Source organism: Nitrosococcus wardiae (assembly GCF_004421105.1).
GTDB lineage: Bacteria > Pseudomonadota > Gammaproteobacteria > Nitrosococcales > Nitrosococcaceae > Nitrosococcus > Nitrosococcus wardiae.
The window spans coordinates 603,493-615,749 of the sequence record NZ_CP038033.1 but is presented as its reverse complement, the minus strand read 5'-3'; the positions used below and the strand labels follow the sequence as shown (position 1 = coordinate 615,749).

The 12,257-nt window shown below is 51.5% G+C and carries 11 protein-coding genes and 1 other RNA gene; 9 read left to right on the top strand and 3 right to left on the bottom strand.

Going from position 1 to position 12,257, the window contains the following annotated elements:
- Window positions 1-6 precede the first annotated feature (6 nt).
- Window positions 7-543, bottom strand: a complete 537-nt coding sequence (locus E3U44_RS03005) for a UPF0149 family protein (RefSeq protein ID WP_134356601.1) — start codon at window positions 541-543, stop codon at window positions 7-9.
- Between the two features lie 134 nt (window positions 544-677).
- On the opposite strand from E3U44_RS03005, the gene E3U44_RS03000 reads away from it, so the two are divergent.
- The 3 genes from E3U44_RS03000 (at window position 678) to ssrS (ending at window position 1,421) form a co-directional block, all read left to right on the top strand.
- Window positions 678-887, top strand: coding sequence for a TIGR02449 family protein (locus tag E3U44_RS03000; RefSeq protein WP_134356600.1), 210 nt, complete (start codon window positions 678-680; stop codon window positions 885-887).
- A complete protein-coding gene (locus tag E3U44_RS02995) occupies window positions 884-1,195 on the top strand; it encodes a cell division protein ZapA (RefSeq protein WP_134356599.1) in 312 nt (103 codons plus the stop codon). The genes E3U44_RS03000 and E3U44_RS02995 overlap by 4 nt, the downstream gene beginning before the upstream one ends.
- Before the next feature lie 40 nt (window positions 1,196-1,235).
- A non-coding RNA gene (ssrS, locus tag E3U44_RS02990) (6S RNA) lies at window positions 1,236-1,421 on the top strand.
- Here ssrS and aroE read toward each other — a convergent pair.
- Complete coding sequence (gene aroE, locus E3U44_RS02985; protein WP_134356598.1) at window positions 1,419-2,246, bottom strand: shikimate dehydrogenase; 828 nt, start codon at window positions 2,244-2,246, stop codon at window positions 1,419-1,421. The two genes, ssrS and aroE, sit on opposite strands and share 3 nt — an antisense overlap.
- Window positions 2,247-2,257: 11 nt before the next feature.
- On the bottom strand, window positions 2,258-3,220 hold the full coding sequence (gene hemB / locus E3U44_RS02980; RefSeq protein WP_240761800.1) for a porphobilinogen synthase: 963 nt from the start codon (window positions 3,218-3,220) through the stop codon (window positions 2,258-2,260).
- A gap of 264 nt (window positions 3,221-3,484) precedes the next feature.
- Here hemB and carA point away from each other — a divergent pair, with 264 nt between their 5' ends.
- From carA to folP, 6 genes are all read left to right on the top strand, one after another.
- Window positions 3,485-4,624 carry a glutamine-hydrolyzing carbamoyl-phosphate synthase small subunit gene (gene carA / locus E3U44_RS02975; protein ID WP_134359645.1) on the top strand — a complete coding sequence of 380 codons (1,140 nt, stop codon included), beginning with the start codon at window positions 3,485-3,487 and terminating at the stop codon, window positions 4,622-4,624.
- Between the two features lie 80 nt (window positions 4,625-4,704).
- Window positions 4,705-7,935, top strand: coding sequence for a carbamoyl-phosphate synthase large subunit (gene carB / locus E3U44_RS02970; protein WP_134356596.1), 3,231 nt, complete (start codon window positions 4,705-4,707; stop codon window positions 7,933-7,935).
- Complete coding sequence (gene greA / locus E3U44_RS02965; protein WP_134356595.1) at window positions 7,932-8,408, top strand: transcription elongation factor GreA; 477 nt, start codon at window positions 7,932-7,934, stop codon at window positions 8,406-8,408. Before carB ends, greA begins: the two co-directional genes overlap by 4 nt.
- Window positions 8,409-8,639: 231 nt before the next feature.
- The gene (rlmE, locus tag E3U44_RS02960) at window positions 8,640-9,278 is read left to right on the top strand and encodes a 23S rRNA (uridine(2552)-2'-O)-methyltransferase RlmE (protein ID WP_134356594.1); all 639 of its coding nucleotides are present in this window, start codon (window positions 8,640-8,642) and stop codon (window positions 9,276-9,278) included.
- Window positions 9,279-9,355: 77 nt separating this feature from the next.
- Window positions 9,356-11,293 (top strand): ATP-dependent zinc metalloprotease FtsH, encoded by a 1,938-nt coding sequence (gene ftsH, locus E3U44_RS02955; protein WP_134356593.1) that lies wholly within the window; start codon window positions 9,356-9,358, stop codon window positions 11,291-11,293.
- Between the two features lie 91 nt (window positions 11,294-11,384).
- Window positions 11,385-12,257 (top strand): dihydropteroate synthase, encoded by an 873-nt coding sequence (gene folP, locus E3U44_RS02950; protein WP_134356592.1) that lies wholly within the window; start codon window positions 11,385-11,387, stop codon window positions 12,255-12,257.

Genomic DNA, 12,257 nt, shown 5'->3' with positions numbered 1-12,257 from the left:
TTAAAGTTAGTTTTTGGGGGGTGAACCTCTCTCGCTGGGGTGGAGGTCTTCGTATACCAACAATAGCCCCATACGGAGATATTCAACGAGATCACTATAGGCAACTTCATCCTCATGGGTGTCAGTGTTGGTATAATGGGCCGCTTTCGCAATCTTTGCGACATCTGTTAGGAATTCCTGGGTATCGTCATCCAGGGCAGCCTCTTTCTCTAAGCCACCAATGCCTAAGCCGTACAGGAGCCCCCGAGACCAGCTGGCAAGGGCCTCGGTTCTTTCACTAAGGGGGGCGCTATCATCAGGGAGTAAGAGGCGCACATTCAAATCGGGGCTGTTAAGTTGCTGCTCAGTAAATTCAAATAGAGCCGCCAGCTTTTCTTTATCGTCGCGGCTGGCCTGGGGGGCGATTTCCTCTATCCAGGCCTCAGCGGTTTGTTTTTGTCGGGCACAAAGAAAACCGCACAAAGACCCGTGAATTTCATAGGGATTTGCCCACGTCTCAATATTGCAGAGAGCTTCTAAAAGATGAGAATAAATTTCAGCCATTTTTTAATGCTAAAGGATAATATTCATCGTAACATTAATGATAACTTTAAGGTACCTTTGTGCCAATTCGGCTACTGCCGTTGACCCGCCTTTGCTGCCACTCTATATTGGGTAAAAACAAGAGGCTACCAAGCATGGTAGAGAATACGGTTAAACAATTAGAGCGGCGGATCGATGAGTTGATCGAGCTGTGCAATTGCCTAAGGGAAGAAAACCAAGCTTTGCGTGGTCAGAACGCTGAGCTCACTTCTGAGCGGGCGAAGCTTATTGAACAAACTGAGCTTGCGCGAAGTCGGGTCGAGGCGATGATTACACGCCTAAAGTCTATGGAGCAGGCATCATGAATGATGAAGCCCAGCCGGTAGTGTTGCATATATTGGGTAAAGAATATCGGGTGGCCTGTCCACCTGATGAAGAAGAAGCGCTATTAACAGCAGCCCGTTACCTTAACAAGAAGATGGAGGAAATCAAAGCGAGCGGTAAAATTATCGGTGTAGAACGGGTAGCGGTAATGACGGCTTTAAACATCACCCATGAGTTGCTTAAGGAGCAAAGCCGGAAGGAAGAGGAGCGCGAGTTAAGCAAACGAATTGAAACGCTTCGACATAAGGTTGAGGCAGCACTGGAAGAGTGTCGTCAGGTTGATCCATAAAACAGGCGGCTGGATTCTGTGACAAATTAGAGTACAATAAGAGTCCCTGCGGTGTACGCCAGTGGATTGGATACTACTTGAGCCTATACTACTCGCTAGGGGGCAGGATTCGATGATACCAATGTGCATGTCCGCCAAGTAGTGGAAAGCCTACGGTATCACGCGGAGCTCCCACTTGAACTTTTCGGTTCAAGAGCGATATTCACAGCGGCACCGCGGGGTTTTAACCTGCCATCTCCTGTCTTAATTGCGCAATGACGGGCGCTGTTTGAGGCCGTAGCTTGCGCCAAATAAAAAATGCTTCCGCGGCTTGTTCCACTAACATGCCCAATCCATCCAAGGCTTGCGCCGCTCCTTGAGTTTGGCCCCACCTCATGAAAACGGTAGGCTCATTGCCATACATCATGTCGTAAACCCAGCCGCCAGGGTGCAATATCCCTTGGGGAAGGGGAGGGAGTTCCCCTTGAAGGCTACTGGCAGTAGCATTGATGATGAGATTAAAGGTGCCGCTTGCAAGCAATTCATAGCCGCCGCCGGTTACAGTACCCAATGGGCTAAATCGGGCTGCCAGTTCAATGGCCTTGGTGGAAGTACGGTTAACCACCACAAGGTGGGCGGGTTTTTCGCCCAATAGGGCTTCGATAACGCCAGCAGCTGCGCCACCGGCCCCTAGCAGTAAGAGCCGTTGATCGCTGATGTGGCCGCCGTGATTCTCTTTAAGATCCTGCACCAGTCCTATGCCATCAGTGTTATCGCCTCGGAGTGAGCCATCTTCCGCGAGGGTAAGGGTATTCACTGCCCTGGCGCGCTGGGCTCGAGGGCTGCAATTATCAACTCGTTCCCAGGCTTCAGTTTTCAAAGGAATGGTAATATTTAATCCTTTACCCTTTTGGTTTTGAAAGGCAGTAATAGCCTCTTTTAGCTTCCCCTTTTCTACTTGGATTGCGGTATAGGTTAGATCTTGCTCCGTTTGCTGGGCAAAGGCGGTATGAATTTGGGGCGATTTACTGTGGGCGATAGGATTGCCCATAACAGCGTAGCGGTCCGGCATGCTATCCCCCTTTACTGATTATGTAGCCAGCGCGCGGCGTCTTTGGCAAAATAGGTCAAGATGGCATCGGCCCCGGCCCGTTTCATGGAAATGAGCGATTCCATCACGACCGCTTGCCGCTCTAGCCAACCGTTCTGGGCAGCAGCAGTTAGCATGGCATACTCGCCACTGACCTGATATACCAAGGTGGGAATGCCAAAGGTGGTTTTGACCCGTTGGACGATATCGAGATAAGGCATTCCCGGCTTGACCATGACCATATCTGCGCCCTCTTCCAAATCTAAAGCAATTTCTTGTAGCGCTTCATCGCTGTTAGCCGGATCCATTTGGTAGGTATACTTGTCACCACTACCCAGGTTATCTGCCGAGCCTACCGCATCTCGGAAAGGCCCATAAAAGCTGGAGGCGTATTTAGCCGAGTAAGCAAGAATCCGGGTATTAGAGTATCCACCACTTTCCAGCGCCTGACGAATAGCACCAATACGGCCGTCCATCATGTCAGAGGGGGCGACAATATCAGCCCCAGCTTCTGCATGGGAAAGGGCTTGCTTTACTAGAACCTCGACTGTTTCATCATTGATGACATAGCCTTGGGCATTAACAAGGCCGTCTTGGCCATGGCTCGTAAAAGGGTCTAGGGCCACATCCGTAATTACCCCCAACTGGGGAAGGTGCTGCTTCAAAGCCCGTACTGCCTGTTGAGCGAGACCTTCTGGATTATAGGCTTCGCGCGCATCGTCCGATTTTCGCTCTGGTGGGGTTACAGGGAACAGGGCGATGGCAGGAATGCCAAGTGTGATGAGCTCTTCTGCTTCATCCAGTAAAGCATCAATGGTGACCCGCTCAATGCCCGGCATAGAAGGGACCGCTTCGCGGCGGCTGCGGCCATCGAGGACAAATACCGGATAGATAAGATCGTCACAGCTTAAATGGCCTTCCCGCATCAACCGCCGAGAGAAATCATCCCGCCGCATACGGCGGGGGCGCGCGCGGGGAAAAGATCGGCTATTCCAAAGGCGTGTCGACAAGACTAAAATCCTCCTATTATATCCAGTGGAAAATAAATCATCCCATAGGAAGCGGTAGCTGTCATGTACCACGCTTGCGCATGGACACCTACGGGTTGGTAAAGTAAAATTGAGGGAGAACATCGCGGATGGTAGTTTACTATCCTCGCTATCAGGCGAGCGGGACGAGTGGAGCTGTGTCCCGCTTTTTTGTATCTGTTGGAGGTTGACTTGCGTCCTGACGCCCTACTTGCGCTCGAAGATGGCAGTATATTTCGAGGCACCGCTATTGGCTGCCCCGGGCAGACGGTGGGTGAAGTCGTATTTAACACGGCGATGACAGGATATCAAGAAATCCTGACTGACCCTTCCTATTGCCGGCAAATCGTCACCCTGACCTATCCTCATATTGGCAATGTGGGGACCAATAGGGAAGACCGGGAATCCAGTCGAGTTCATGCCAGCGGCTTGGTTATCCGTGATTACCCTGCCACTTTCAGTAATTGGCGGGCGCAAGAACCGCTGGATGCTTTTTTAGCACGAAATCAGGTGGTCGCCATTGCAGATATTGATACCCGTAGACTGACCCGCTGCCTGCGTGAACATGGCGCCCTCAATGGCTGCATCATGGCCGGTGAGGGCATTGATGAGGCAGAGGCGATAGCGCAGGCACGGGCATTCCCGGGCCTTAAGGGCATGGACCTTGCCCAAGTCGTCACGACGGACACTCTCTATGGCTGGTCTGAGGGAAGTTGGCGTCTGGAGAAGAGTGATTCTGTCTCCAATGAGAAGGCCCCAGGCCGCTTTCATGTGGTGGTCTATGATTTTGGTGTCAAACATAATATTTTGCGCCTGCTTGTGGATAAGGGATGCCGGGTAACAGTCGTGCCCGCCAGGACTTCAGCTGATGAAGTATTGACTTTATCCCCCGATGGAATACTGCTCTCTAATGGGCCTGGAGACCCGGAGCCGTGCGATTATGCGATTGGGGCGATCCGGCAATTCCTGACCCAATCCATACCGCTCTTTGGTATCTGTCTAGGTCATCAATTATTAGCCCTTGCTAGCGGGGCCACTACAGTGAAGATGAAGTTTGGTCACCATGGAGCCAACCACCCGGTCCAGGATTTGGCTACTGGAGAGGTGTTTATTACCAGCCAAAATCATGGCTTTGCGGTTAATGAGAACACTTTACCCGCGAGCCTAAAACCTACCCACCGTTCTCTGTTTGATGGGACCTTGCAAGGCATTCAACACACGGATAAGCTAGCATTTAGTTTTCAAGGACATCCTGAGGCTAGCCCTGGCCCTCGTGATATTACCCCCTTATTCGATCGTTTTATTGCCCTCATGCAAGCAGCCCATACCTAGTGATAGGTTCTTTTAGCCCTTGATACGGTGTATGAGTGTCCATCCAAGGCAGATATTGGCCCGCTGAGAACAGATTACCTATGCCTAAACGCAGCGACATCAAAAGTATACTTATCTTGGGTGCCGGACCGATTGTTATTGGTCAGGCCTGTGAGTTTGATTATTCTGGTGCCCAAGCCTGTAAGTCCCTTAAAGCGGAAGGTTACCGGGTGATTCTGGTGAATTCTAACCCGGCTACCATCATGACCGATCCCGAGATGGCTGATGCCACTTACATTGAGCCGATTACCTGGAAAACCGTGGCCCGAATCCTTGAAAAGGAACGTCCTGATGCTTTACTGCCCACCATGGGCGGCCAAACAGCCTTGAATTGCGCTTTGGATTTGGCTCGTGAAGGAGTCCTGGAGCATTATGGTGTAGAGATGATCGGCGCGAGCCAGGACGCCATTAATAAAGCTGAAGACCGGGATCTCTTCCGGCTGGCGATGGGCAAGATTGGACTCGATGTCCCCCGTTCAGCGATTGCCTACAGCCTTGAGGAAGCCCAACAGGTTCAGAGAGATTTGGGCTTTCCGATTATTATTCGGCCCTCATTTACCCTGGGAGGGTCGGGAGGAGGTATTGCTTACAACCGGGAAGAATTTGTTGAAATTTGTGAACGTGGCCTGGATCTCAGTCCCAATTCGGAGCTTCTCATTGAGGAGTCGGTGTTGGGGTGGAAAGAATTCGAGATGGAGGTGGTGCGGGACTGTAAGGATAACTGCATCATTGTTTGTTCTATTGAGAATTTCGATCCTATGGGGGTACATACGGGTGATTCCATTACCGTAGCACCCGCTCAAACCCTCACGGATAAGGAATATCAGATAATGCGCGATGCAGCCATTGCGGTATTGCGCGAGATTGGGGTGGATACCGGTGGCTCCAATGTCCAGTTTGCCATTAATCCAGAAGATGGGCGATTGATTATTATCGAAATGAATCCCCGGGTGTCCCGTTCTTCGGCTTTAGCTTCCAAAGCCACGGGATTTCCTATTGCGAAGGTCGCTGCCAAACTAGCGGTGGGCTATACCTTGGACGAGCTTCAGAATGAGATTACCGGGGGTCTAACCCCGGCCTCCTTTGAGCCTAGTATCGATTATGTGGTCACAAAGATACCCCGTTTTACCTTTGAGAAGTTTCCTCAGGCCGATGCCCGTTTGACCACGCAGATGAAGTCAGTGGGTGAGGTGATGGCCATTGGCCGGAACTTCCAGGAATCTTTACAGAAGGCACTCAGGAGCTTAGAGACAGGTGCAGATGGTTTCAATGAAAAATTGGATTTAGAGGCAGCAGATACCACCGAGACCCTAGAGACCCTACGGTATCAACTGCGGGTGCCCTATGCAGATCGGATCTACTATCTTGCGGATGCCTTTCGTGCCGGTTTTTCCATGAGGGAGGTTTATGAGTTAAGCCATATTGATCCCTGGTTCTTGGCTCAGGTTCAAGAGCTAGTGCAGACTGAGCAGGGATTACGGGGGCTATCCCTGGAGCAATTGGATAAAGAAGCGCTTTATCATTTGAAACGTAAAGGCTTTTCAGACCGCCGTTTGGCCTTTCTTCTCGGGGTTAAAGAAGATGAAATGCGGCGGCGGCGGCATGCGCTTGGGGTACGTCCGGTTTATAAGCGGGTGGATACTTGTGGTGCCGAATTCGCCACCACCACGGCCTATCTTTATTCTACCTATGATGAAGAGTGTGAAGCAGCCCCTAGCCAGCGGAATAAAATCATGGTGTTAGGGGGAGGGCCCAACCGCATTGGCCAGGGCATCGAGTTTGATTACTGTTGTGTGCATGCCGCGCTGGCATTACGGGAAGATGGCTATGAGACTATCATGGTCAATTGTAATCCAGAGACGGTTTCCACCGACTATGATACCTCTGACCGGCTATACTTCGAACCATTGACACTGGAGGATGTTCTGGAAATCGTTGCCCTGGAGCAACCCCAGGGGGTGATTATTCAGTATGGCGGGCAAACTCCACTTAAGCTAGCGCGGGCTTTAGAAGCCGCAGGGGCACCGATTATTGGGACCTCTCCGGATTCTATTGATTTGGCTGAGGATCGGGAACGGTTTCAACGTCTCATTGAGCAGCTTGGCTTTAAGCAGCCTCCTAATCGCACTGCTCGCACCCAGGAAGAAGCGATCCGTTTGGCTGATGAAGTCGGCTACCCATTGGTGGTGAGGCCCTCCTATGTGCTTGGAGGTCGGGCCATGGAGATCGTCTACAACATGGATGAGTTAAATCGATATATGAGAGAAGCAGTCACGGTTTCTAATGATTCGCCAGTGCTGTTGGACCGTTTTTTAGATGAAGCCATTGAAGTCGATGTGGATGCCATCTGTGACGGGGAGCGAGTTATCGTGGGCGGGATTATGGAGCACATTGAACAGGCGGGTGTTCACTCTGGTGATTCCGCTTGTGCCTTGCCGCCTTTTAGCCTGAGTGCCGTGGTGCAGGACCAATTACGGGAGCAGGTCTATGCAATGGCTCGTGAGCTTAAGGTGGTGGGTCTAATGAATACCCAGTTTGCTATTCAAGCAAATGATGTCTATGTGCTTGAGGTTAATCCCCGCGCTTCCCGGACGGTGCCCTTTGTTTCCAAGGCTATTGGTATTCCCTTCGCCAAGGTCGCCGCCCGCTGCATGATGGGGCAGAGCCTAGTGAGTCAAGGGATAACGGAGGAAGTAATACCTCACTATTTTTCGGTAAAAGAAGCGGTTTTTCCCTTTATCAAGTTTTCGGGTGTCGATCCCATTTTAGGGCCAGAGATGAAATCAACAGGCGAGGTGATGGGAACTGGGCGCTGTTTTGGAGAAGCTTTCTATAAGGCGCTTCTTGGAGCAGGGGTGGTACTGCCCCAGGGGGGCAAGGTTTTTATTAGTGTCCGGGATGTAGATAAACAGCGGATTGTTCCCATCGCCCAGAAGCTTGCCCATTTGGGTTTCGAGCTTTTAGCGACTCGGGGGACTAGCGCAGTATTGGCGCAGGCAGGAGTTACTTGTACCCGAGTCAACAAGGTGCTTGAAGGGCAACCCCATATTGTGGATATGATAAAAAATGATGAGATCGCGCTTATTATCAATACCACTGAAGGTCGTAAAGCAGTTTCCGATTCTTATGCCATTCGCCGTTCGGCCTTACAGCACAAAGTGACCTATACCACAACTGTCGCGGGCGCCTGGGCGACTTGCGAAGCCCTGCGCGTGGGTACAATTGATTCGGTCTATGGATTACAAGATTTACAGCGGGAGAGGCAAAAATGAGTAAGGTACCCTTGACGGGAAAAGGGGCGCAGCAGTTGCGTGAAGAGCTGCAAGAGCTTAAGACCGTGGTCAGACCAAGGGTGGTGGCAGCTATTGCTGAAGCTCGCGCCCATGGTGATCTTAAAGAGAACGCAGAGTACCATGCTGCCCGGGAAGAGCAGGGGTTTATTGAAGGGCGGATTAGGGATCTTGAGCACCAGCTTGCCCATGCCCAAATAATTGACGTCAGCAAGCTTCAAAAGGATGGTCGCGTGGTGTTTGGTGTGACCGTTGACTTGGTCAACATGGATACTGATGGAGAAGTGAGCTATCAAATCGTAGGCGATTTGGAAGCAGATATTAAAGAGAATAAAATCTCTATAAATTCTCCTATTGCCCGCGCCCTTATCGGCAAAAGAGAGGGAGATGAGGTGCAGGTGCAAGCCCCTAGTGGAGTCATTACTTATGAAATTGCTGCTGTATGCTATAAATAAAATAATTCCCTGGATAACGATTCCAGCCTGGCGTCGGTGGTCCAGTAATGATTCGTTGGCTTTTCTGCCGGGGTTTGCTTTTTACTTTTCTTTTATCGGCACCGCTCCCATTTAAAATTGTTTTGCTTACCCGATTGCAGAGACTTTAGCGGCACGCTCTAATGGATGGGATGGGTGCGCTTGGAACCGGGGTAGTGGTGACGGCAATATTAATTGATTCCCCCGTAAATTATGGCGAAACACAAGAGTCATAGCGCCCGTTGGTTACGGGAACATTTCCGAGATCCCTATGTCACAAAGGCTAAGGCGCAAGGATATCGATCGCGAGCTGTTTTTAAGCTACAAGGGATAGATACCCGAGAGCGTCTATTACGCCCAAGCATGGTGGTAGTAGATCTCGGCGCGGCTCCAGGAGGTTGGTCCCAGTGGGCAGTTGAACGGGTTGGAGCGCAGGGTCAAGTGATTGCCCTGGATATTCTTCCCATGGTTCCCCCCGCTGGGGTACAGTTCATCCAAGGAGATTTTTGCGAGGATAATGTTCTAGCTGAGTTACAGAATACCCTCGCAGGCCGTGTGGTAGATCTTGTAATGTCGGATATGGCTCCTAATATGAGCGGTATGGCGGCAATAGATCAACCCCGCGCCATTTACCTTGGGGAATTGGCACTCGCCTTTGCCCAAGAGCATTTAGGGCCGGAGGGCTCATTTTTACTTAAAACCTTCCAAGGTGAGGGATTTGAGGCATTTTATGAGGCAATACGTCAGAGCTTTTCTGGAGTGCGGATTAATAAGCCGTCCGCCTCACGAGGGCGTAGCCGCGAGGTCTATATCGTCGCCAGGCGGCCACGGAGGAACAATGGCGCGGGATGAGGCTGGTAGCTGCAGGGATTTGCAAGCATTATCAGTAGTCAGGAACCTAACGTACGAGGCATAACAGATTGAGCGACATGGCAAAAAATATCATTTTGTGGGTAGTTATTGCCCTAGTACTGATGTCGGTTTTTAATAGCTTCGGGCCTCGTCAGGTGAACGGCCATCAGATTGACTACTCTCGGTTCATTGCCGATGTTACAAGTGGGCAGGTGAACAAGGTGGTGATTGACGGGCGTACCATCAGTGGCGAGACAACTGAGGGAAAACACTTTACGACCTATAGTCCGGGTGATGATCCAGGTTTGATCGGTGACCTTCTGGACAACGGAGTTGTGATTGAGGCTAAACCGGAAGAGGGTACTGGGCTTCTGATGCAGGTATTTATCTCCTGGTTCCCGATGTTACTGCTGATTGCAGTGTGGATTTTTTTCATGCGGCAGATGCAGGGGGGCGCTGGAGGTCGTGGAGCTCTGTCGTTCGGTAAGAGTCGTGCTCGTATGCTGAGCGAAGAGCAGGTAAAAGTTACCTTTGGAGATGTTGCCAGTTGTGACGAAGCAAAGGAGGAAGTCAAGGAATTGGTTGATTTTCTCCGTGATCCGGGCCGTTTCCAGAAATTAGGGGGTAAAATCCCTCGAGGTGTACTCATGGTAGGCCCTCCAGGAACCGGTAAGACCTTGCTGGCCAGAGCCATAGCGGGTGAGGCGAAGGTGCCCTTCTTCACTATTTCCGGTTCTGATTTCGTCGAGATGTTTGTCGGTGTGGGTGCTTCGCGGGTACGCGACATGTTTGAGAACGCCAAAAAGCATGCGCCTTGCATTATCTTCATCGACGAAATTGATGCCGTGGGGCGCCAGCGCGGTGCCGGTCTTGGCGGCGGCCATGACGAGCGGGAGCAAACCCTCAACCAGATGTTGGTGGAGATGGATGGGTTTGAAGGTAACGAGGGCGTTATTGTGATCGCGGCGACCAACCGTCCTGACGTCCTTGATCCAGCCTTGCTGCGGCCGGGCCGATTTGACCGGCAGGTGGTGGTCTCTCTACCGGATATTCGGGGACGGGAACAAATCCTTAAAGTTCACCTCCGTAAGGTGCCGGTGGCAGAGAATGTTGAGCCGGCTCTTATTGCGCGGGGTACTCCAGGATTTTCCGGAGCCGATCTTGCCAACTTGGTTAACGAGGCTGCCTTGTTTGCCGCCCGGGGTAACAAGCGCTTGGTCGATATGAATGACTTGGAGCGGGCCAAGGATAAGATCCTGATGGGGGTCGAACGGCGTTCATCGGTGATGAGCGAGGAGGATAAAAGACTCACCGCCTATCACGAAGGCGGGCACGCCATCATTGGCCGTTTAATGCCGGCCCACGATCCGGTGTATAAGGTGAGCATTATTCCTCGGGGTCGAGCCCTCGGGGTCACCATGTTCTTGCCGGAACAGGATCGTTACAGCCTGAGCAAATTGCAGATAGAAAGTCAGATTGCCAGCCTCTTTGGGGGGCGTTTGGCGGAAGAGTTAATCTTTGGTACGGAGTCGGTGACCACCGGAGCTTCTAACGATATCCAGCGCGCTACTGAGTTAGCCCGCAATATGGTGACCAAGTGGGGGTTATCGGAGAAGCTGGGGCCGTTGGCCTATGGTGAAGAGGAAGGCGAAGTCTTTCTCGGTCACTCTGTGACCCAACATAAGGGTATCGCGGATACCACGGCCACAGAAATTGATACTGAAGTCCGAGCGATTATTGATCGCAATTATTTTCGGGCGAAGAAGCTTTTAGAGGAAAACATGGAAAAGTTGCACCTCATGGCCGATGCGCTGATGAAATATGAAACCATCGATAAGGCACAAATTGATGATATTATGGCCGGTAGAGAACCACGGCCACCTCAAACAGGCGGGGGACCTTCTGATGTAGAACCGCCTAGTGGTAGTGGCGCCCCTGCTAAGGGCAAGGAAGAACGACCCCCAGAGGGATCGTCTATCCCTGCTGGTCAGCATCGAGTGACTTCTGACTTCTAATTATTGAAGGAAATAAGTAAGCAGCGCTCAGCGTGTCAGTGAGAACCTCACGCTGAGCGCTTCGTTTTTGGGTTGAAAGGCTCTGAAACCGATGGCATATTGCTCATCGCCCCTGCCGCTCTCTCTTGATTGTGGGGGCAAGGTTCTCGATCTTAATCGCCCCCAGGTTATGGGAATCCTCAATCTCACCCCTGACTCCTTTTCTGATGGTGGCAAGTATCTGCTTTTAGAACAGGCACTTCAGCGGGCACACCAGATGGTGGAAGAGGGGGCTGCGATTATTGACATCGGTGGTGAATCCACCCGCCCTGGCGCCACCCCTGTCCCCCTAGAAGAAGAATTGCGCCGGGTTATTCCTATTATTGAGGCACTTAGCCAAGCATTGCCTGTTCCCCTGTCCATTGATACCAGCAAACCCGAAGTGATGCGAGCCGCAGTTGCAGCGGGTGCAGGCTTAATCAATGATGTCAGCGCCCTGCAGGAAGAAGGGGCATTACCCGCTGCCAGTGAGCTGGGGGTACCCATTTGCTTGATGCATATGCAGGGCAAGCCCCAGACTATGCAACAAAATCCCGTCTATAGTGATGTGGTGAAGGAAGTATGTGGTTTTCTATTAGAGCGAGTGGTTGCTTGTGAACGGGCGGGTATTTCTCGGGAGCGCCTGATTCTTGATCCAGGCTTTGGTTTTGGGAAAAAATCTATCCATAACCTATTGCTCCTCAAGCACCTTAATCGCATTTGTGAGCTGGGTTTCCCCGTGCTAGTGGGGCTTTCCCGTAAGTCCCTCATTGGAGCAATGTTGAAAGTACCCGTAGAAGAGCGCCTCTATGGTAGCTTGGCTGTGGCTGCCCTTGCTGTTTGGCAGGGGGCTGTTATAGTGCGAACCCATGATGTTCGGGCAACGGCGCAAGCATTGATTCTCTGCGATAGCGTCAGAAAGGCAGGGGATAAGGGGAGTCTTTAG